Source organism: Nocardiopsis lambiniae (genome assembly GCF_031845465.1).
Taxonomy (GTDB): domain Bacteria; phylum Actinomycetota; class Actinomycetes; order Streptosporangiales; family Streptosporangiaceae; genus Nocardiopsis; species Nocardiopsis lambiniae.
Window position 1 is genome coordinate 1 of record NZ_JAVREP010000008.1, and the last position, 19,491, is coordinate 19,491.

The 19,491-nt window shown below is 72.2% G+C and carries 19 protein-coding genes; 5 read left to right on the forward strand and 14 right to left on the reverse strand.

The features are described 5' to 3' along the window. Positions 1-460: 460 nt before the first annotated feature. The 4 genes from RM479_RS13540 to RM479_RS13555 all read right to left on the reverse strand — a co-directional run bounded on the left by RM479_RS13540 (position 461) and on the right by RM479_RS13555 (position 4,384). Positions 461-1,210: a hypothetical protein gene (locus RM479_RS13540; RefSeq protein WP_311512090.1), complete on the reverse strand. Its 750-nt coding sequence runs from the start codon at positions 1,208-1,210 to the stop codon at positions 461-463. A gap of 12 nt (positions 1,211-1,222) precedes the next feature. Beyond that, on the reverse strand, positions 1,223-1,930 hold the full coding sequence (locus tag RM479_RS13545; protein ID WP_311512091.1) for a plasmid pRiA4b ORF-3 family protein: 708 nt from the start codon (positions 1,928-1,930) through the stop codon (positions 1,223-1,225). A 66-nt stretch (positions 1,931-1,996) separates the two neighbouring features. Further along, entirely contained in the window at positions 1,997-3,142 is a 1,146-nt protein-coding gene (locus RM479_RS13550; RefSeq protein WP_311512092.1) for a hypothetical protein, read from the reverse strand. A gap of 618 nt (positions 3,143-3,760) precedes the next feature. Continuing rightward, on the reverse strand, positions 3,761-4,384 hold the full coding sequence (locus RM479_RS13555; RefSeq protein ID WP_311512093.1) for a TetR/AcrR family transcriptional regulator: 624 nt from the start codon (positions 4,382-4,384) through the stop codon (positions 3,761-3,763). A 62-nt stretch (positions 4,385-4,446) separates the two neighbouring features. On the opposite strand from RM479_RS13555, the gene RM479_RS13560 reads away from it, so the two are divergent. Beyond that, on the forward strand, positions 4,447-5,799 hold the full coding sequence (locus RM479_RS13560; protein ID WP_311512094.1) for a serine hydrolase domain-containing protein: 1,353 nt from the start codon (positions 4,447-4,449) through the stop codon (positions 5,797-5,799). Positions 5,800-5,886: 87 nt separating this feature from the next. Here RM479_RS13560 and RM479_RS13565 read toward each other — a convergent pair whose 3' ends face one another. The 5 genes from RM479_RS13565 to RM479_RS13585 all read right to left on the reverse strand — a co-directional run bounded on the left by RM479_RS13565 (position 5,887) and on the right by RM479_RS13585 (position 10,387). Next, positions 5,887-6,648 (reverse strand): SDR family NAD(P)-dependent oxidoreductase, encoded by a 762-nt coding sequence (locus RM479_RS13565; RefSeq protein WP_311512095.1) that lies wholly within the window; start codon positions 6,646-6,648, stop codon positions 5,887-5,889. Positions 6,649-6,747: 99 nt separating this feature from the next. Beyond that, entirely contained in the window at positions 6,748-7,512 is a 765-nt protein-coding gene (gene fabI / locus RM479_RS13570; protein WP_311512096.1) for an enoyl-ACP reductase FabI, read from the reverse strand. Between the two features lie 59 nt (positions 7,513-7,571). Then, on the reverse strand, positions 7,572-8,276 hold the full coding sequence (gene fabG / locus RM479_RS13575; RefSeq protein WP_311512097.1) for a beta-ketoacyl-ACP reductase: 705 nt from the start codon (positions 8,274-8,276) through the stop codon (positions 7,572-7,574). A gap of 186 nt (positions 8,277-8,462) precedes the next feature. Continuing rightward, on the reverse strand, positions 8,463-9,122 hold the full coding sequence (locus RM479_RS13580; RefSeq protein ID WP_311512098.1) for a response regulator transcription factor: 660 nt from the start codon (positions 9,120-9,122) through the stop codon (positions 8,463-8,465). Continuing rightward, entirely contained in the window at positions 9,119-10,387 is a 1,269-nt protein-coding gene (locus RM479_RS13585) for a sensor histidine kinase (RefSeq protein ID WP_311512099.1), read from the reverse strand. The genes RM479_RS13580 and RM479_RS13585 overlap by 4 nt, the downstream gene beginning before the upstream one ends. Before the next feature lie 345 nt (positions 10,388-10,732). Between RM479_RS13585 and RM479_RS13590 the strand changes: the two genes are divergently transcribed. From RM479_RS13590 to RM479_RS13600, 3 genes are all read left to right on the forward strand, one after another. Further along, entirely contained in the window at positions 10,733-11,500 is a 768-nt protein-coding gene (locus tag RM479_RS13590) for an ABC transporter ATP-binding protein (protein ID WP_274810909.1), read from the forward strand. A 1-nt stretch (position 11,501) separates the two neighbouring features. Next, positions 11,502-14,156, forward strand: a complete 2,655-nt coding sequence (locus RM479_RS13595) for an ABC transporter permease (RefSeq protein ID WP_311512100.1) — start codon at positions 11,502-11,504, stop codon at positions 14,154-14,156. 100 nt (positions 14,157-14,256) lie between these two features. Next, positions 14,257-15,861 carry an MFS transporter gene (locus RM479_RS13600; protein WP_311512101.1) on the forward strand — a complete coding sequence of 535 codons (1,605 nt, stop codon included), beginning with the start codon at positions 14,257-14,259 and terminating at the stop codon, positions 15,859-15,861. Positions 15,862-15,893: 32 nt separating this feature from the next. On the opposite strand, the gene RM479_RS13605 is transcribed toward RM479_RS13600, so the two are convergent. The 5 genes from RM479_RS13605 to RM479_RS13625 form a co-directional block, all read right to left on the reverse strand. Next, complete coding sequence (locus RM479_RS13605) at positions 15,894-16,310, reverse strand: hypothetical protein (protein WP_311512102.1); 417 nt, start codon at positions 16,308-16,310, stop codon at positions 15,894-15,896. 14 nt (positions 16,311-16,324) lie between these two features. Continuing rightward, positions 16,325-16,567, reverse strand: coding sequence for a hypothetical protein (locus RM479_RS13610; protein ID WP_311512103.1), 243 nt, complete (start codon positions 16,565-16,567; stop codon positions 16,325-16,327). A gap of 80 nt (positions 16,568-16,647) precedes the next feature. Beyond that, positions 16,648-17,466, reverse strand: a complete 819-nt coding sequence (locus RM479_RS13615) for a polyprenol monophosphomannose synthase (protein ID WP_311512104.1) — start codon at positions 17,464-17,466, stop codon at positions 16,648-16,650. Positions 17,467-17,597: 131 nt separating this feature from the next. Then, positions 17,598-18,404: a DeoR/GlpR family DNA-binding transcription regulator gene (locus tag RM479_RS13620; RefSeq protein WP_274810902.1), complete on the reverse strand. Its 807-nt coding sequence runs from the start codon at positions 18,402-18,404 to the stop codon at positions 17,598-17,600. A 52-nt stretch (positions 18,405-18,456) separates the two neighbouring features. Beyond that, positions 18,457-18,621, reverse strand: coding sequence for a hypothetical protein (locus RM479_RS13625; protein WP_311512105.1), 165 nt, complete (start codon positions 18,619-18,621; stop codon positions 18,457-18,459). 104 nt (positions 18,622-18,725) lie between these two features. Here RM479_RS13625 and RM479_RS13630 point away from each other — a divergent pair, with 104 nt between their 5' ends. After that, positions 18,726-19,487, forward strand: a complete 762-nt coding sequence (locus RM479_RS13630; protein WP_311512106.1) for a 4'-phosphopantetheinyl transferase family protein — start codon at positions 18,726-18,728, stop codon at positions 19,485-19,487. Positions 19,488-19,491 lie beyond the last annotated feature (4 nt).

A 19,491-nucleotide genomic window follows, 5' to 3' on the forward strand; every position in this document is an offset into this window, starting at 1 on the left:
CCGTGTGGAAGGCAACGTGTGCCGGATCAAGGTGCTCAAGAGGGCCGGGTACGGCCGTGCCGGGTTCGAGCTGCTGCGCCGCCGCATCCTCGATGCGCCATGACAGAGCGTGGCGGCTTCACAGAGATTGGATCAGAGCCGTATCTACTGTCCGCTGTCAGTCCATTCATCTGGTGCACCCGTGAGGGTGCACCAGGGCGGCCAAGGTGGTGCACCCGGAGGATGGACGGGGCTCGGCAGAACCCAGGGCAACTGGGGGCAACGGGGTGACGGGCAGCGGCGCGGCCTGCGGATTCTCGGGTTCTCGCAGGTCGGCGGGCTGGCGCTGGGTGGTTCGAGTCCCGTCACTCACCCCAGTAGGGCAAGCCCCTGAACTGGCGAAACCCGAATCAACCGAGAAGGCCTCCGCGCCCGGGGCGCATCGGTGCCCCGGGCGAAGGCAGTCGTTCGCCCACGGGTTTCAGCGGTGCAGGGCCGCGCGGGCGAACGCCACGCCCCGCTTCGTGGGCGAGGAGCCCCGGCCGAACGAACCCCTCTTCCACCCTCCCAGGGTGTCCAACGCCGTCCACGCCTCGTAGGCGGCGTCACGAGCCGCCATGGGATCCACCGGCGCGCCATCGCCGACACGCCACCCCATCGCGGTCAGGATTTCCGCGGCCTCGCCGGGCACGTCCCGGCTCCCGGCGGCGGCGAGCAGGAACATCAACAGGCACCCCCACCGCTCGACCTCTGCGCGGGGCGCGGGCGGCATGCGCCCGGCGAGGTGGTCCCAGAGCGCCCGCGGGTCGTCGCGCACCGCCCGGCCCGCTCCGGTGAGCAGGAGCCGCCCCTTGGACTTGCGCAGCAGGCCCGCCCTCTGCGCGGATTCGCGCAGGTTCAGGACCGGGAGGGTCTGGCTCTCACGGTTGGCACTGCCGATCCACTTCCCCTCCAGCCCGAGGGCTTCTGCGGCTTCCCGCACGCTGTCGGGAGGCAGATAGCCGGCGCCGGTGAGCTTGATCCCGTCGTCACCGACGTGCCGCAGGAGCCAGGAGTAGGGGCCCACAGCCTCTTTCACGGTGGCTGGATCCGGATCGTCCCCACCCGGGGCGAGGGCCTTGGCCGCCAAGTCCAGCAGGCGTGTCCTCGACATCCGGTCGGTCACGGACTCCAGCAGGTCGGCGATCGGACCGGGAAGGTGCTCGGGAGGCGGCCCCAACACCGCGGCCAAAGCGGCGTTGACCTAGTCGATGTCGAACGGGACCGGCGCTCGGTCGGGGTCGGGGGCCTCGCCGTAAACCTCCCGGTACTCGGCGAGTGCCTCGGTGTGGTGCGGGTGTCCGGGATCGGTGGCGGCGCTGAGGAACTCGTACCCGGGCACACTTCCGCAGTCCTCGGGCGGAGCGGCCCGTTTGCCCGCGGTGCACCTCGCCCGTGGCGCCTCCTCTTCGCGGGGAAGGACGGCCTGGAGCGTGAGCAGGTGCTCCCAGCCGTCGCCGAAGTCGTACAGGTAGGACAGCCTGTCCCCCTCCTCGGCCAAGACCTCGTCCAGTCGCACCTGTTCCTCGGGAAGGCCGGGTTTGCCCTCCTGGGCCTCGAACGGGCACAGGTACAGTTCGGCCTCCCTGCTGTAGTAGGAGCCACCACTGGCGAACCCGTGCAAGTGGTAGTCCTCCCAGCCGAACGCGGCCTGGAGGATCGTGTGCACCTCGTTCAGGAACAGTTCCGAGTCAAGCTCCAGCCTGCGCCACACCGGTGGCTTCGTGCCCGTGATCTCCACCCGCACCCGGTAGGTCGCCGCCTCCTCCCGGCGGGGGCGGCGCCGGGACGGTCGCGGGTTCTCCTCGAAGTAGCCGAACCCGAACGGGGCGCCGTTTCCGACACCGGCGGCGGCAATGCGCGGCAGGTCCTCGAAGCCTTCCGGAAAGGGCGGGTCCCCGTGATCGCTCATGGTGGCAAACTACCGCCTCCCCGCACGCGGCGGGCCGCGAACGGGGCCGTCCTGGGACCGAGCGGTTCACCTCTCCAGTCCGGCCTCGTCCATACGGCGCTGGAGCCCGCTCTTGCGGCGGTGCCGTTCCCGTATATCCCGGAGAGGTCGTGTGAAGGAGTCCTGTTCGCCTTCCCGTTCAGCGAGGGCGTACAGGTCCGCCAGCAGTGACACGGCCCGGTCGTACTCTTCGGGGACCCTGGTGTTGATGCGGTCCTCGACCTCCTGCCACACCGATTCGCCTCTACCGGCCAGGTGGTCGAGGCGCGTCTCACGGGCCGCGGCGGCCTCCTCCCTGTTCCGCCGTTCCCGTTCGGCCTCCAGCGCGGCCTCCTCTCGCGCCCTCCTGGCCTTGAGCTCCCCGGCAGCGCTCCACAGCTCGCGAACGGTCCGTGTGCCCCCTGCGGCGGCCGGGCCTCCACCTGCTTCGGCTTGGAAGGACCGGAGCATGCGGGAACGCGCCCGGGCGGCCTCCCCTTCGAAGAGGAGCCCCAGAAGGCGGTTTTTCTCCTTCACGGGCAGGGCCTCGATCCATCCCCTCATCTCCCCTCGCCGGTCATCTCCGGTAGGCAGGGGCGGGGAGGCCTGGGCGGCCACCGCCAGCAGGTCCGAGTCGATGCGCAGGAATTCCGCCACCGCGCGCAAGGGGGCACTCAGGTCTCCCAGCCCGGCGGGGAGCGGGGGTTCCAGCTCCCCGTCGTCGAGTTCGTCGTCGGCCTGCACCGACAGCAGCCACGCGAGGTACAGCAGACGCCGATCTCCCCCCAGCAGCTCCGCTCGCACCGGGGCGATGCCCGCCAGGCCCGCCGGGTGCTCCACGAAATCGGCTTCCTCGTCCTGGGACGTCAGGGATATGACGGTACGGCCCTTCGCGGTCGTGAAATACGCGGCCTCGGTGAGCAGGTAGGGCTCGATGTCCGGGGGGCTGAGGAGCGTGCTGGGGGCGGAGACCATGATCCAGCGGGTCCCCCACTCGGCGAAGTAGGCGAACGCGTCGAAGTGGGTGCGCATCAGCCGTACCGGATCACCGCGGAAGTCACCCCAGTGGTACTCGTTGGTGAACGAGGTCGCCGTGATGCTCGCTCTGGTGGAAAGGTTCCGCAGCTCGGCACGCCGGCTCTCGTCCAGAGGCCGGTCCAGGGCGATGAATTCATAGTGCTGGTAGGCACCCATGGCAGGACGGTCCTTCCCCAAGGTCGGTATCGGTGCCCGCTCCTCCATCGGCGTACGGGCCGGGGAGGGTCCGCCTCTGCCCGGAGCCCTCTGCCGACCACCCCGGGCGTCGCGCTGTTCCCGGTCACGGTTCGACCGGGTCCCCGTGGACCTTCCCGGGGCACAGCACTCTCACCCGCCGGTGGACCTTCGTGCCTTCCCCGGCACCGTTGGCATGGGGGTACGGAAGCGGAGCACGCTGACATTGTTCCTCCTCCGATCCGGCCGTGGGTGCCGAATCCACCCGCTCCCGCTCGTTGCGGTGCACCCGCACGGGTGCACCGATCGGGCCGAATGCGTGCACCCGGAGGGTGCACACTCCCCCGCAGAACCCGGGGCAACAGGGCACAACCGGGTAAGCGGCACCGCCGCTGACTGCGGGTTCTCGGATCCGAGCAGGTCAGAGGGCTTGCGGACCCCAGTTCAAGTCCCGCCACTCACCCCAGAGGCTCAAGCCCCTGACCAGTGGAAACGCAATGTGGTCAGGGGCTTTCGCGTTCCCGGGGGTGCACCGGCGGGTGCACGGCCTCGAAGTGGCGGCCGTGACGGGGTTCGCCCCCGATTCGGGTGAGAGGCGCCTCAGCGGCCGTACTGACGGCACGCGCCGGTGAAGACGGTGGCGATCTCGGCGCGCAGGGCCGCCGTGGTCCGCGCGGTCTCCTCGGGGGCGCGGTACAGGGCGGCGCCCAGCCCCTCGGTGACGGCGGCCAGGCGGGCGGCGGCCAGGGCGGGGTCGGCGGCGGGGGCGACCTCTCCGCACTCGAACCCGTTGGTCACCGCGCGGGCGATCTCGGCGCGCAGGGCGGTGGAGCTCCGGGCGTCCACCTCGGCCAGGCGGGGGTTGTCCAGGGCGCGCCCGGCGAAGGTGCGGGTGACGCGGAACTCGGCACGGCGGCCCTCGTCCAGCGGCAGGTTCTCGGCGAGGGCCGCGGTGAGGACGTCGGCGATGGAGCGCTCGTGCCGGGCGCCCTCCTCGATGAGGCGGGCGACCCGCGCGGCGACGGTGGCGCCGACCCGCTCGAAGGCGTGCAGCAGCATGTCGTCCTTGGTCGGGAAGTAGTGCTGGACCAGGCCGACGGAGATGCCCGCGCGGGCGGCGGTGCGGGCGACGGTGACCGCTCCCAGGCCGTCCCGGGCGATGAGTTCGCACACGGCGTCGGCGATCTGGGCTCGGCGCTGATCGTGGTCTGCGGTTCGTGGCACGAGTTGACCGTATCAGGATACGGTTATAACAATATGTTCATACGGTTATCGAAGGGAACCCGATGCGCCTCCCACTCGCCCTGCTGCTCGCCCTCGCCCCTCCCCCGCCGGTCGACGCCATGGACGCCCACGCCGAAGCCCACGCGGCGGCGCTGGACGTCCCCGGCCTGGCCTACGCCGTGGTCGGCCCCGACGGTGTGGAGCACGCCTTCCGCACCGGGGTCGACGGCGCCGGGGACCCGGTGGACGCCGACACCGCCTTCCTGTGGGGGTCGGTGGCCAAGCCGGTCACCGCCACCGCCGCCGTCGTCCTGGCCGAGGAGGGCCGACTGGACCTCGACGCGCCGGTGGGCGATCACCTGCCCGCCTTCGCCGGGCGCGACATCACCGTCCGCCACCTGATGACGCACACCTCCGGGATCCCCGAGCGCGCCGCCTTCGCGGTGACCGACCGGTACGGGGAGGACGCGATGGACCTCGACGGGCGGGTCGCCCTGCTGGCCGACGTGCCGACCGGGGAACCCGGAACGCACGAGTACTCCAGCGCGAACCACGTGCTGCTCGGCGCCGTGATCGAGGACGTCACCGGGGACCCGCACGGCCACCTGCGGGAGTCGGTCCTGGAACCGGCGGGGATGGCAGGCGCGTTCACCGACGCCCGCGAGGCCCGGGCCGCCGGGCTCGCCCCCGGACACCGGTTCCTGTGGGGTCGGCCGGTCGCCGACGCCGACGGGGTGGACGATGAGGGCGTCACCTACGGCTACCTCGGCGGGACCCTCGACGACCTGGCCGCCTTCGCCCGCCTCCAGCTCGCCCCGGAGCCGCCGCTCCTGGACGCCGACACCCTGGCCGCCATGCGCGAGGGCGTGGTCCCGGTGCCGGGGTCGACACAGACCTACGGCCTGAGCTGGCGGGAGACCGTGCTGTCCGGCACGGAGGAGCCCGTCGTGTTCCACGGCGGCGCCACCCCCGGGCACGCCGCGATGGTGGTGGTGCTCCCCGAACGCGCGCGGGCGGTCGTGGTACTCCAGAACGCCTACGCGGTGGCCGCCGACGGGGACCTCCAGCGGATCGCCTTCGACCTGGCCCGGCTGCTCGTGGACGTCCCCGTGGAGGAACCCGCCGCCGGATGGATCGCCCCCGCCGTCGTGTGGGGCGCCACGGGGACCGCGCTGGCCCTGGGCGCGGCGGCCCTACGGCCGGGGCGGGGGCGCACCCGGTCCGCCCTGGGCGTTCTCGGGGTGCTCGCCGTGGTCGCGGCCGTCGGGACGCTGTCGTTCCTCGGGCCGCGGGCGTCCCTGCTGTGGTTCCCCGACGTCACCGTGGCCGTGACGGCCGGTGGGGTCCTGGGCGCGGTCGCGGCGGTACGGGGCCTGTCGCCCCTGGTCCGGCGCGGCCGTGTCGGCGCCCCGTAGGAGGCCGGGGCACGGAGCCCCGGCCTGGACGCCGCCGGGCGGACCGCCGCCGCGCGTGGAGGACGGGCGGGCCGCCGCGCGCCGGGGTCAGACCCGGTCGAGGAACCCGCCGTCGACGACGAGGTTCTGGCCGGTGACGAAGGTCGCCGCCGGGGAGGCCAGGAAGGCGACCGCGCGGGCGACCTCCTCCGGGCGACCGAGTCGGCCGGTGGGGACGCGCGAGCGGATGCCCTCGTAGAAGTCGGGGTCGTTCTCGCGGCGTCGGGCCCAGCCACCGCCCGGGAACTCGATCGGCCCCGGCGAGACGGTGTTGACCCGCACCCCCTCCGGCGCCCAGGCGCGCGCCAGGGAGGAGGCGTGGTGGTTCAGGGCCGCCTTGATCGCGCCGTAGGCGTGGGCGCCGGCGGGCCGGGTGACGTGCAGGGCCGAGGTGGTGGAGATCAGCACCACCGAACCGCCCAGGGCGGAGGCCTTGAGGTGGGGTTCGGCCGCCTCGGTCAGCCGCAGGAACGGGACCAGGTCGGTGGCGTGGGCGCGGTCCCACTGTTCGGGGGTGGGGGCGCTGCCGCCGGACACGTTGGAGACCAGGACGTCCAGACCGCCCAGGGCGGTGACCGCGTCGTCGACGAAGCCCGGCAGCGCGTCGTGGTCGGTGACGTCCAACGGACGGGCGAACACCGTGGCGCCCGTGGCGCCCAGCTCCTCGGCCGCCTCGGCCAGGGGCTCGGCCCCCCGGGCGCACAGGGCCAGGTCGGCGCCCTCGCGGGCGAACACTTCGGCGATGGCCCGGCCGATCCCCCGGCTTGCGCCCGTCACCATGACCCTGGCCCCCGACAGCCCCAGATCCATACCCCGTCCCTTCGCCGGCTTCGCGTCCGCGCGACCGACCCGAAGACGACGCGCGGCCGGCCCCGGGAAGGGGCCGACCGCGTCAACCTAGCAGTGTCGTCAGGCGCCGGTGGAGTGGAAACCGCCGTCGACGTGGACGACCTCACCGGTGGTGGCCGGGAACCAGTCCGACAGCAGGGCCACGACGGCCTTCGCGGCCGGCTCGGGGTCGGAGACGTCCCAGCCCAGGGGGGCGCGCTCGGGCCAGTGCTTGGCCAGCTCCTCGAAGCCGGGGATGCTGCGCGCGGCCATGGTGCTCAGCGGCCCGGCCGAGACCAGGTTCACCCGGATGTCCTGCTCGCCGACGTAGCGGGCCAGGTAACGGGCGGTGGAGGTGAGCGCGGACTTGGCCACGCCCATCCAGTCGTAGATGGGGTAGGAGACGCTGTTGTCGAAGTCCAACGCCACGACCGAGCCGCCGTTCTTCATGAGCGGCGTCAGCGAGGTGGTGAGCGACTTCAGCGAGAAGGTCGAGGTGTGCATGGCGGTGGCCACGTCCGACCACTCGGTGTTGAGGAAGTTGCCGCCCAGGGCGTCCTGCGGGGTGAAACCGATGGAGTGGACGATGCCGTCGAGGCCGTCGACGTGCTCGCTCACCCGCGCGGCCAGGGTCGAGAGCTGTTCGTCGTCGGTGACGTCCAGTTCCAGGACCGGGGGCGGCTCGGGCAGACGCTTGGCGATGCGCTCCACCAGGCTGAGCCGGCCGTAGCCGGTGAGTACGACCGTGGCGCCCTGTTCCTGGGCCAGGCGGGCCACGTGGAAGGCGATGGAGGAGTCGGTGAGCACCCCGGTGACGAGGATGCGCTTACCTTCGAGAAGTCCCATGGTGTCGGGTTGTCCGTCCTGTGTCTGCGCTGCTGGGAGAGGCGGTGGGAGGGGCCGGCTCAGTGGCCCATGCCCAGGCCGCCGTCGACGGGGATGACCGCGCCGCTGATGTAGGCGCCGCCGGGCCCGGCGAGGAAGGACACCGTGCGGGCGATGTCGTCCGTGGTGCCGTAGCGGCCCAGGGGGATGTTCTTCTTGATCTCGGTCTGTCGGTCCTCGGGCAGGGCCGCCGTCATGTCGGTCTCGATGAACCCGGGGGCCACCACGTTGACCGTGATGTTGCGCGAGCCCAGCTCACGGGCGAGGGAACGACCGAAGCCGACGAGACCGGCCTTGGAGGCGGCGTAGTTGGCCTGACCGCCGGAGCCGAGCAGGCCCACCACCGAGGAGATGAGGACGATACGGCCGGAGCGCTTGCGCATCATGCCGCGCACGGCGCGCTTGGCGACCCGGAAGGAGCCGGTGAGGTTGGTGTCCAGCACGGACGAGAAGTCGTCCTCGCTCATGAGGGCGAGCAGTTGGTCCTTGGTGATCCCGGCGTTGGCGACGAGGACCTCGACGGGCCCCTGCGCCTCCTCGACCTCCTTGAAGGCGGCGTCGACCTGGGCGGAGTCGGTGATGTCGCAGCGCACCCCGAGCAGGCCCTCCGGGGGCTCGCCGGACCGGTAGGTCACGGCCACGTCATCGCCGCCGGCCGCCAGTTCACGGGCGATGGCCAGGCCGATACCGCGGTTGCCGCCGGTGACCAGTACCGAGCGGGACATAAGGGCTCCTGTTCTACCCGCGGCCGCGCGTGAGCGGCCACGGCACGTGACGAGGTCGGGGATCGCATTGCAGCGTATCGAGGCCACCCGGGGTGGGCGCAATCGCGACCGGGTACAGGACTCCTCCCCGGCTTCCTGTGGGGTTCCGACATGAGCGTGTTCGTCCGGGTGACGGGGGTCACCCGGTCAGGCCCAGCCGGCGTCGTGGGCGAGGATGGCGGCCTGGACCCGGTTGGACATGCCCAGCTTGGCCAGGACACGGCTGACGTGGGCCTTGACGGTGGCCTCGCGCATGCCGAGGGCGCGGCCCGCCTCGGCGTTGGACATGCCCTGGGCGACGGCGATCAGCACGGCCCGTTCGCGCTCGCTCAACACCTCCAGGCGCCGTTCGGCGGTGGCCCGCCCCTCGGCCGAGTCGGCGGGGGCGGGCACGGCGAAGCGCTCCAGCATGCGTTTGGTGACGCTGGGCGAGAGCATGGCGTTGCCCTCGTGCACGGTGCGCACCGCCGAGATGAGGTCGCGCGGCGGGGTGTCCTTGAGCAGGAAGCCGACGGCTCCGGCGCGCAGCGCCGCGTGCACGTACTCGTCCAGGTCGAAGGTGGTCAGCAGCACCACGCGCGGCGGATCGGGCAGGGCGGACAGACGGCCGGCGGCGGTGAGGCCGTCCACACCGGGCATGCGGATGTCGAGCAGCACGACGTCCGGCGCGAGTTCCTCGGCGAGGCGGACCGCCTCGGCTCCGTCGCCGCCCTCGCCCACCACCTCGATGTCGGGGGCGGAGTCCAGGATCATCCGCAACCCCGATCGGACCAGTTGTTCGTCGTCGATCAGGACGGTACGGATCACGGGGCGGCCTCCTCGTCGCCTGCGGGTGTGTCGGTCGGCACGATAGCGCGCAACCGCCAGCCGCCGTCGGGGCACGCCCCGGCGGTGAGGTCGCCGCCCGCCAGCACGACCCGTTCGCGCAGACCGGTGAGGCCGAATCCGCTGCGCGGCGCGGGTGACCCGTCGGGGACCGGAGCCGGCCCGTTGGAGACCTCCACCTCCACGCGGTCCGGGGCCCGGTGCACGAGCACGGTGACCGGGGCGCCCTGGGCGTGCTTGGCGGCGTTGGTGAGCCCCTCCTGGACGATGCGGTAGGCGGTGCGCTGCACGGCCCCGGGCAGGGGACGCGCGTCACCGGTCTCGTGACGCTCGATGACCATCCCCGCCGCCCGCCACTCGGCCAGCAGCCGGTCCAGGTCGGACAGGACGGGTTGGGGAGCGGTGGGCGCGACCGCGCCGTCGTCGCGCAGGACGCCGAGGATGCCGCGCAGTTCGGCCAGGGCCTCGCGGCCGGTGGTGCGGATGAGCCCGGCGGTCTCGACGGTGCGGGGGTCGTCGGTGGAGACCTCCAGGCCGCCGGCGTGCAGCACCATGAGGCTGACCCGGTGGGCGACCACGTCGTGCATCTCCCGGGCGATGCGGGTGCGCTCGGCGGTGATGGCCTGGTCCGCCATCAGATGCTGCTCGCGTTCCAGGCGTTCGGCCCGCTCGTGGAGTCGGTCGATGAGCTGGCGCCGGGTGCCCACCCACAGTCCCAGCACCAACGGCATCACGAGGAACCCGATGATGAGGAAGAAGTGGCCGAGGAAGGTCGCCTGGTAGGCGGCGACCATGGCCAGGCTCTGGGCCGCGAGCCAGCCGACGAGGATCCTGCGGTTCGAGAAGTAGACGGCGTAGGAGTACAGGGCGATGGCCGCCGGGACGAAGTTGCCGAACAGCGCCAGGAGCCCGAACGCGGTGATCATCGGCCAGCGCGGGTCGACACGGCGCAGCAGCACCGTCGCCGCGGCCCAGAAGGCCGGGAGCACGTAGATCACGAAGGCGCCGATGAGGCCCGCCAGGACGTTCGTCGCGCCCAGCGCGGTCAGGGCCGTGGCGGGCAGTCCACGGAGGAGTCCCACCTCGTGGGAGGCGCCGGCGGCGAGCTGGAGGAGTCCGATGAAGGGCAGGGGGAGCACCGCGTAGAGCCAGTCGGCGATGACCAGTCTGCGTTCCCACCACCAACGGCCGTTGCGCGTCCACAGGGAGCCGAACGCCCGCCCTCGCTCGTCCAACCAGGTCCACATGGTGCGGAGTCTACGGCGGCCCCGGCTCCGCGCCGGTGCACCGACCGGCACCGGGGAGCCCTTCGACCTTCGTCGCCCTCGCAGGTCAACGCACACGCTCGGGGGCGTCCGCCACGTTCGGTACCGACCCGGACCCCGACGAAAGTAGGGGGGCACCCCTGACGAAGGAGTCGCCGGACCGCCCGGCCTCATTCCTTTGGACGAGGGTGGGAACCGTCCTGTGGGCCGAGGCGGAGGGGCTTTTCCGGACCTAGCGTGAAGGACATCGGTGACGAGGCCGGGCGTCGCGCCCGGATCGGCACCCGATCCTTCCGTGTTCCCGCACATCGTCTGGAGTCGTCCATCGTGAACGCACCCGCATCGGACCCCCGTTCCCCGGTCGCACCGCCGCCGGTGGTGGTGGCCCGGGGGCTGACCAAGATCTACGACACCGGGGGGACCCGGGTCCACGCCCTGGACGGGGTGGACGTGGAGTTCCACCGAGGGGCGTTCACCGCGATCATGGGCCCTTCCGGTTCGGGCAAGTCGACGCTCATGCACTGCCTGGCCGGGCTGGACGTGCCCTCCTCCGGGACCGTGCACCTCGGTCGGACGCAGATCACCGGTCTGCGCGACGCCGAGCTGACCCTGCTGCGCCGCGACCGCATCGGGTTCATCTTCCAGTCGTTCAACCTGCTGCCGATGCTCACCGCCGAACAGAACATCCTGCTGCCCTCCCAGATCGCCAAGCGCAAGGTGGACAGGGAGCGGTTCGACCGCGTCGTCGAGGTCGTGGGGCTGCGCGAGCGGCTGCACCACCTGCCCGCCAAGCTCTCCGGCGGCCAGCAGCAGCGCGTGGCCGTGGCCCGCGCCCTGCTCAGCGCCCCGGAGGTGGTCTACGCCGACGAACCCACCGGAAACCTGGACTCGCGGTCGGGCTCCGAGGTGCTGGAGTTCCTGCGCACCTCCGCCGAGGAGATGCACCAGACCATCGTCATGGTCACCCACGACCCGATCGCCGCCTCCTACGCCGACCGGGTGGTGTTCCTGCGCGACGGGCGTCTGGTGGACGAGGTCTCCGAGCCCACGGCGGAACTCGTCTCCGCCCGACTGCTCAAGCTGGAAGAGGCCTGAGATGTTGCGCACCACACTGGCCGGGCTGCGCCTGCACAAGTCCCGGTACGTCACCACCGTGCTCGCGATCATGCTCGGCGTCATGTTCACCACGGGCACCATGGTCTTCGCCGACACCCTCAAGGCGGGCTATGAGAAGACCGTCATGGGGTCGGCCACCAGCGTCGACGCCATCGCCGTCGACGGCCACACCGAACCCGAGGGCCTCGACGAGCCGTGGGAGACGGTCCCCCTCACCGAGGAACAGCTGACGGCGATCCGAGGGCTGCCCGAGGTCTCCGGTGCCAGCGGGATGGCCCAGGGCCAGGCGGTCCTGCTGGACGGCGAGGGGCGCGCCTTCGGCTTCGCCCCTCCGGCCGCGGTCTCCATCGAGGAGCACAGCCGGTTCTCCGCCGACGAGGGGCGCCTGCCCGTCGGCGACGGCGAGATCGCCCTGGCCACCTCCACCGCCGAACAGATCGGTTTCGAGATCGGTGACACCGTCACCGTGCTCGACCGGGAACAGGAGAAACGGGACTTCGAGCTCACCGGCCTGGTGGACTTCGGCGCCGACCGGACCTACAGCCAGCTCGGCACGGTCGTGTTCGACACCGCCACCCTGCGCGAGATGACCGGGGCGGAGGGCTACTCCGAGATCGACGTGATCGCTTCGGAGGGCCACACCGACGATCAGGTCGTCGAGGCGGTCTCCACCGTGCTCGGGCCGGACTTCGAGGTGTCGACCGGCGAGGAGTTCGGCCTGGCCATGGCCGAGGGGTCGGGCGCCGACACCGAGATGCTGCGGGTCGTCCTGCTGCTGTTCTCGTTCATCGCGATGTTCGTGGCCGGGATCGTCATCTACAACACCTTCGCGATCCTCATCGCCCAGCGTCAGCGCGAGCTGGCCCTGCTGCGGTGCGTGGGAGCCAAGCGTTCCCAGGTGTTCCGGTCGGTGCTGGCCGAGTCGGTGGTCGTGGGTCTGGTCGCGTCGGCGTTGGGCGTGTTGGCGGGCATCGGCATCGGACTGGCCGGAGCGACCTTCGGCGGCCCGCTGTTGGGCATGGAGGGCTCCACGCTGGTGATCACACCTCTGGCGGTGGCCGTCGGCCTGGTCCTGGGCACCACCGTGACCGTGTTCTCCGCGCTGGTACCCGCCACCCGGGCGACCCGGGTGGCCCCGCTGGCGGCGCTGCGCACCAGCGCGACCGCCGCCGGGCTGGAGGAGGGCACCGGCTGGATCCGCGTGGTCCTCGGTGTGGCCGCCTTCGCCGTCTCGGCCGCCCTGGTCGGCTTCAGCCAGGCCACCGGGCCCGACCAGCTCGGTCCGGTCGTCGTGACCGCCGCCGCGCTGGTCGCGTTCGTCGGTGTGGTGGTGCTGGGTCCGCTGCTGGTGCGCGGGATCGTGCGCGTGGTGGGCGCGCCCCTGCGCAGGGTGGGCGTGCCGAGCATGCTGGCGGTGGACAACTCCGTGCGCAGTCCGCGCCGGGCCGCCACCGCGATGATCGCCCTGACCGTGGGCGCCACGCTCATCACCGGCTACTCGGTGGTCAGCGCCTCCACCGAGGCGACCCTGACCGAGGAGCTCGAAGACCGGTTCCCGGTGGACTACCAGATCATGGCCCAGTACGGTGCCGAGGCCATCCCCGGCGAGGAGACCGAGGAGATCCCCGAGGACGGGGGCGCCGCCGAGGGGACCGAGGACGCCCTCGGCGAGGAGACCGGGACCGACGACGTCGAGGGCATGGCCTGGCCGTTGGACCCGGGCATCCCGACCGAGGTGCGCGCCCTGCTCCAAGAACAGGACGTGCTGGAGCGCGTCATGGCCGACCGCGGGGTGGCCCTGGCGACGGAGGGGGACGATCTCCTGCCGGTCACCACCTACGTCAACGGTCGGCTGGGCGTCGACCTGACGGCCGACACCGTCGAGGGCGAACTCACCGACCTGGGCCCCGGGAAGGTCGTGCTGTCGGAGGGCTACGCCGACGGCGCGAAGGTGGGGGACACCTTCAACGTGCCGGGCCTGTGGGACGGCCGCGACCTCGACCTGGAGGTCGTCGCGATCACCGAGGACGCGCAGAGGCTGCACGGCGCCGTCATCGACCCGGAGGACTTCGGCGCCGCGTTCCCTGAGATCACCGAGGACCGCGCGCTGTTCGTGATCGCGAAGGACGAGGCCGATCCGGCCCTGGTGCGCGAGACGGTCATGGGTGCCGTCGACGGGTACCCGACCCTCCAGGTCGTGTCGGTCGCCGAGATGAAGAACCAGTTCTCCGAGGTCCTGGACATCGCCTTCTACACGGTGGCGGCGATGCTGGGCCTGGCGATCATCATCGCGGTGTTCGGCATCTCCAACACCATGGCGCTGTCGGTCCTGGAGCGCACCCGTGAGTCCGCCCTGCTGCGGGCCCTGGGACTGACCAGGGCGCAGCTCCGGCGGATGCTCAGCGTCGAGGCGGTGCTGCTGTGCCTCATCGGCGCCGGTATCGGCACCGTGCTCGGCGTGGTGTTCGGCTGGGCCGCCGCGGACTCGGTCCTGCCGGGGATGGTGTTCTCCGCCCCGGTCGACCAGATCGCGGTGTTCATCGCCCTGGCGGTGCTGGCCGGGCTGATCGCGGCGGTGCTGCCCGCCCGCCGGGCCGCGGGCACCTCGATCACCGGGGCGCTGGCCAGCGAGTAGGCCCCTCCCGCCGAGCACCTCGACACACGGGACGGAACATGTGAGGACCCCCGCCGGAGCGGGGGTCCTCACCGTACGGTGGGGCGAGGAGGTGGGTCCGGTGAGCGATTCGACGTCGGTTCCGGTCGCGGCGGGGGGCGTGGCCTGGGGTTCGCCCGAGGCGAGGTGGATGCTGACCGCCACGGTGCTCGGTTCGGGGATGGCGTTCCTGGACTCGACCGTGGTGACGGTCGCGTTGCCGGCCATTCGGGAGGACCTGGACACCGGCCTGGCCGGGCTCCAGTGGATCGTCAACGGGTACATGGTGACGTTGTCCGCGCTCATCCTGCTCAGCGGCTCGTTGTCGGACCGGTTCGGTCGGGTGCGGCTGTTCATGTGGGGCGTGGCCGTGTTCGCTCTGGCGTCGGCGCTGTGCACGTTCGCGCCGACCCTGGAGTGGCTGGTGGCGGGCCGGGTCGCCCAGGGGGTGGGCGGGGCGCTGTTGACCCCCGGCAGCCTGGCGATCCTCCAGGCGGGTTTCCGGGAGGAGGACCGGGCGCGGGCCATCGGCGCCTGGTCGGGGCTGACCGGGGTGGCCTCGGCGATCGGCCCGTTCGTCGGCGGGTGGCTGGTCCAGATCGGCGACTGGCGGCTGATCTTCCTCATCAACGTGCCGTTGGCGCTCGCGGTGCTGGCCATCGCGTGGTTCAAGGTGCCCGAGTCGCGCGACCCCGAGGCGGCACGCCGGCTGGATCTTCCGGGAGCGCTGCTGGGCGTCACGGCCCTGGGCGGCATCACCTACGCCCTCATCCAGTGGGGTGCGGTCGGCGCCGCTCCGGCGGTGTGGGTCGGCACGGCCGTCGGCGTGCTCGCGCTGGTGCTGTTCCTGGTGGTGGAGACGCGGGTGGCCGATCCCATGCTCCCCCTGGGGATGTTCTCCTCCCGAGGGTTCGGCGTGACGAACGCGGCGACCGTGCTCATCTACGGTTCGCTGGGGACGCTGTTCTTCCTGCTGGTGATCTACCTCCAGGAAGTGGCGGGGTACTCCCCCGTCGCGGCCGGGGCGGCGTCGTTGCCGATCACCCTGCTCATGTTGGCGCTGTCGGCGCGGTCCGGGAGGTTGGCGTCCCGGATCGGTCCCCGGCCCCAGCTGATCGCGGGTCCGCTGTCGGTGGCGGCGGGGTTGTGGCTGTTGTCCCGGATCGGCCGTGAGGCGCCCTACCTCACCGAGGTCCTGCCGGGAGTGCTGCTGGTGGCGTTGGGGTTGGCCACCACGGTGGCGCCGTTGACCGCGACCGTGCTGGCGTCGGTCACGGAACGGCACGCGGGGGTGGCGTCGGGGGTGAACAACACCTTCGCCCGTGGCGCCCAGCTCATCGGGGTGGCGGCCATTCCGGCGCTGGCGGGGATCGTCGGGGGCGGAGAGACGGGGGGCGGCGTCGAGGCGGGTTCGCTGATCGCGGGGTTCGGCCCGGCGATGCTCGTTCTGGCGGGGATGTGCGCGGCGGCCTCCCTGTGCGCCCTCCTGCTCCCCCGGGGGCGGATGCCGGGGGCCGGCGAGGCCTCCGGGCGGGGCTCCCCTCCGCGGGAGGTCGGCGCGGTACCGCCGCGCGGCCGGGAACGGCCCCTGCGGTTCTGCGGGGTGTCGGGGCCGCCGCTGCGCTCCTGCCCGGGGTCGACCGCCGGGGACGTTCCCGGCGATCCCCGCTCGGGCCGGAACGGCTGACGGGCGGCGGCCCCGCCGCGCGGACCGCCGGATCAGACGTCCGGCGCCCCCGTGTCCCTGGGGTCCTCGGCGCCGGGAACGTACGCGTCGGGGTCCGGATCCCGGGTACGGTCGCTCCGTCCACGGGGCGCATCCGCCCGGTGGCCCCTCGTACGGCCCCGTCCCGGGTCGCGGACCGCGGCGTCCTCGGCGACCGAGCCGTCGCCCTCGACCCGCAGGGCCTCCTCCTCTGCGGAGGGGGCCTCCACGTCCCAGCTCTGGCGGGGAAGGACGTCACCGCGCTCGTCGGCCACGGCGCGATCGATCCCGCGTTCTCCGCGGCTGTCGTCGTCCTCGAAGGCGTAGCCTTCGATTCCGTGGTCGTTCTCGACCCACCGTTCGCGCTCCTCGATCAGGCTGCGCTCCGGATCGTCCCCCATGTCGGTGTCCACATCGTAGGGCTCGGTCATCGGGTCCCCCCGTCTCAGGCGTCATCCTCGTGGAGTGCGCCGGCCCGGGTACCCGGGCCGTCCGGGTCCCGCTCCCCGCGCTCCGGGACGGGGGCGTTCTCCTCCCGTGCCTCCTCGGGAACACCCGCCCGGTCCCGGTCCTCGTCGTCCTCGAACACGCGGCCCCGGACCGGGTCCGCGCGGATCCCGGTCCCGGCGATCGCGTTCTCCCGGGGGTCCTTCCCCGGGACGTCGGCGTCGTGGGACCGTTCGGTCACGACACCCCTCCCCTTCCCCGTCGTCCTCCGATCATCGCGGTTCGACGATGGTTTTCGCCGGGGGCGGCCCGGGACGGCGGTCAGCGGCGGAGGTTCTCGGCGCGGCGCAGGCGCAACGGACGCAGGGCCGCTTCGAGGGCGACGGCGCCGTCGAGTTTGCTCTGACCGATGACACGGTCCTCGAAGTGGATGGGGATCTCCATGATCTTCTGGCCGCGACGGAAGGCCCGGTAGTGCATCTCCACCTGGAAGGCGTACCCGGTGCTCTCGATGCTCGCCAGGTCCAGCACCTCCAGGGCGGAGGCCCGCCAGACCTTGAAGCCGGCCGTGACGTCGCGGACGGGGATCGACAGCACCGTCTTGACGTAGGTGTTGGCCCAGCCGCTGAGCAGTCGGCGTTTGAGACCCCACTGCTCGGACAGACTGCCGCCGGGCACGTACCGGCTGCCGATGACGACCCCCGCGCCGGTCGACAGCAGGGTGCCGAGCAGTTGGGGGACGTACCCGACCGGGTGGCTGAGGTCGGCGTCCATCTGCGCGACGTACTCCGCGCCGTCCTCCAGGGCCCGGGTCATGCCGGCCACGTAGGCGCGGCCCAGTCCGTCCTTGGTGGTGCGGTGCAGCACCGACACCCGTCCGGGGAACTCCACGGCGAGCTTGTCGGCGACCTCGCCGGTGCCGTCGGGGGAGTTGTCGTCGACGACCACGACCCTGAGACCGGACAGGTCCAGGGACATGAGCCGCCGGACCAGCACCGGCAGGTTCTCCGCCTCGTCGTAGGTGGGCACGACCACCGTCAGCCGCGCCGACGACCAGGGCTCGGGCAGTGCCACGGGCTCGGGGGTGACGCGCACCGGCGCGGACGGGGAGTGCTCCGGGGGCGTCGATGGAGAGGGCATGCTCGGCGGCTCCTGCCGGTGGATGAAGGGGTCGGGGTGCGGAGTGCGTTCGGGATCACCCATCGGGCTCTGACGGCACAAGGGGCGTGAACGGTAGGGTACGCGCTCTCAAGGGGCGAACGGGTGGAAACTCACTGCCCTCGCTCCTGCGCGACGACGGCGACGTGGACCAGGGCTCCGGTCTCCTCCAGGGTCATGAGGACCTCCGGGTCTGCGCTGCTGTCGGTGATGAGGTGGGCGATCTCCTCGGGCGGGACGGTGGCGACCATCGTGTCGGCGCCGATCTTGGTGTGGTCCGCCAGGACCACGGTCTCCTCGGCGCAGGCGGCCAGTGCGGCGTCCACACCGGCGACGGCGGGGTTGGGGGTGCTCAGTCCGCGTTCGGCGCTGACCCCGTTGCCCGAGAGGAAGGCGCGGGTGACGCGCAGGCCGGTGAGGCTCTGTTCGGCGGCGGCGCCGACCAGGGCACGGGCGGGCCCGTACAGGGTGCCGCCGGTGACCACCACTTCGACCCCGACGGCTGAGGCCAGGGCCTCGGCGACCCGCAGCGAGTTGGTGACGACGGTGATGTCGGTGCGCGCGGCCAGTTCCCTGGCCAGGGCCTCGGTGGTGGTGCCGGGACCGATGGTGACGGCATCGCCGGGCCGGACGAGGCGGGCGGCGGAGACGGCGATCGCGGCCTTCTCCGCGGCGCACTGTCCGCTGCGGCCGATGTAGCTCTGCTCGTGCCCGATCCGTCCGGGCAGGGCCACTCCCCCGCGACGGCGGTCGACGAGCCCCTCCGTCTCCAGGGCGCGCACGTCACGGCGGACGGTGACCTCGGAGGCGTGCACCTTGACGGCGATGTCCCGCAGGGACATGGTGCCGTTGGCGCGCACGAGTTCGAGAATGCGCTCTCGGCGTTCGGCGGCGAACGCCGGACGGTTCTCCTCGACCATGGATCTGACCTTCCGTACTCCGAGGGGGGCACGGGTGGGTCCCGCACCGCGTCTAGAGTACGGACCGGTCGATGACCGGGCGTTCCTCCTCCGGCTCCTCCGTGTCGAGGGCGTCGATGTGGTCGGGGTCCTCGGTCAGGAGGGTCACCAGGATGACCGCTGTGAGGGCCACCAGCCCGACGAGTGCTCCGGCTCCGAACAACATCACAACGGACATCTCCGGCCTCCCCAGGGGACGGGCTGACCTGTCCTTTACCGGATTCCCGATTCCGCGCCCTCTCACACCCCGATCGCGCCGCTACACGGTCCACAATTGAGAACATGACTCTCCCTCGCTTGACGCCCGAGGTCTGGTGGGCGCACACGTCCTCGGCCATGGATCGACTGTCGGACCTGTTGGACGAGCGGGAGCGGGCCCGAGGCGACCGGTTCCTGCACAAGGCCGACCGGGACCGCCATCTGTTGGGCCGGGCGATGGCCCGGTCGGTGCTGGCCGAACGCGTGGGATGCGATCCCCGGGAGGTGACCTTCGAGCTTCGGTGCCGTTCGTGCGACGACAAGGAGCTGGCCGGTGCCGAACGCGACTCCGAACCGCACGGCAAACCGCATCCGACGGGCGCGGCGGCGGGGTGGGAGATCTCGGTGAGCCACTCGGGCGACTGGGTGGTCCTGGTCCTCGCCGAGGGGGTCCCGGTGGGTGTGGACGTCGAACGGGTGGCGGAGTCGCGGGACCTTGAGGGACTGGCGGCCTACACCCTGTCCGACACCGAGCACGAGACGTGGAAGACGCTGTCATCGGACGCGCGGGTGGGCGCGTTCTTCGGTTACTGGGCGCGCAAGGAGGCCCTTCTCAAGGCCACGGGGCTCGGGCTCTCGGGAGGGCTGCGCCGGGTGACGGTGAGCCCGCCGCACGCCGACGCGCGGCTGGTGTCGTGGACCGGCGGGGGCGTCCCCGAGGCGTCCTGGCTGACGGATCTGGAACGGGGCGAGGGGTACCGGGCGGCGTTCGCGGCGCTGACCGACCGACCGGTGACCCCGGTGCTGCACCCCCCGTCGGCCACCCTGGACCTCTTGCGCCGCTGAGGTC

Coding starts and splice junctions, on each gene's coding strand:
- RM479_RS13545 (WP_311512091.1), bottom strand. CDS start 1,930: ATGAGCGATCACGGGGACCCGCCCTTTCCGGAAGGCTTCGAGGACCTG.
- RM479_RS13550 (WP_311512092.1), bottom strand. CDS start 3,142: ATGGGTGCCTACCAGCACTATGAATTCATCGCCCTGGACCGGCCTCTG.
- RM479_RS13560 (WP_311512094.1), top strand. CDS start 4,447: ATGCGCCTCCCACTCGCCCTGCTGCTCGCCCTCGCCCCTCCCCCGCCG.
- RM479_RS13565 (WP_311512095.1), bottom strand. CDS start 6,648: ATGGATCTGGGGCTGTCGGGGGCCAGGGTCATGGTGACGGGCGCAAGC.
- fabI (WP_311512096.1), bottom strand. CDS start 7,512: ATGGGACTTCTCGAAGGTAAGCGCATCCTCGTCACCGGGGTGCTCACC.
- fabG (WP_311512097.1), bottom strand. CDS start 8,276: ATGTCCCGCTCGGTACTGGTCACCGGCGGCAACCGCGGTATCGGCCTG.
- RM479_RS13585 (WP_311512099.1), bottom strand. CDS start 10,387: ATGTGGACCTGGTTGGACGAGCGAGGGCGGGCGTTCGGCTCCCTGTGG.
- RM479_RS13595 (WP_311512100.1), top strand. CDS start 11,502: ATGTTGCGCACCACACTGGCCGGGCTGCGCCTGCACAAGTCCCGGTAC.
- RM479_RS13605 (WP_311512102.1), bottom strand. CDS start 16,310: ATGACCGAGCCCTACGATGTGGACACCGACATGGGGGACGATCCGGAG.
- RM479_RS13615 (WP_311512104.1), bottom strand. CDS start 17,466: ATGCCCTCTCCATCGACGCCCCCGGAGCACTCCCCGTCCGCGCCGGTG.
- RM479_RS13620 (WP_274810902.1), bottom strand. CDS start 18,404: ATGGTCGAGGAGAACCGTCCGGCGTTCGCCGCCGAACGCCGAGAGCGC.
- RM479_RS13625 (WP_311512105.1), bottom strand. CDS start 18,621: ATGTCCGTTGTGATGTTGTTCGGAGCCGGAGCACTCGTCGGGCTGGTG.
- RM479_RS13630 (WP_311512106.1), top strand. CDS start 18,726: ATGACTCTCCCTCGCTTGACGCCCGAGGTCTGGTGGGCGCACACGTCC.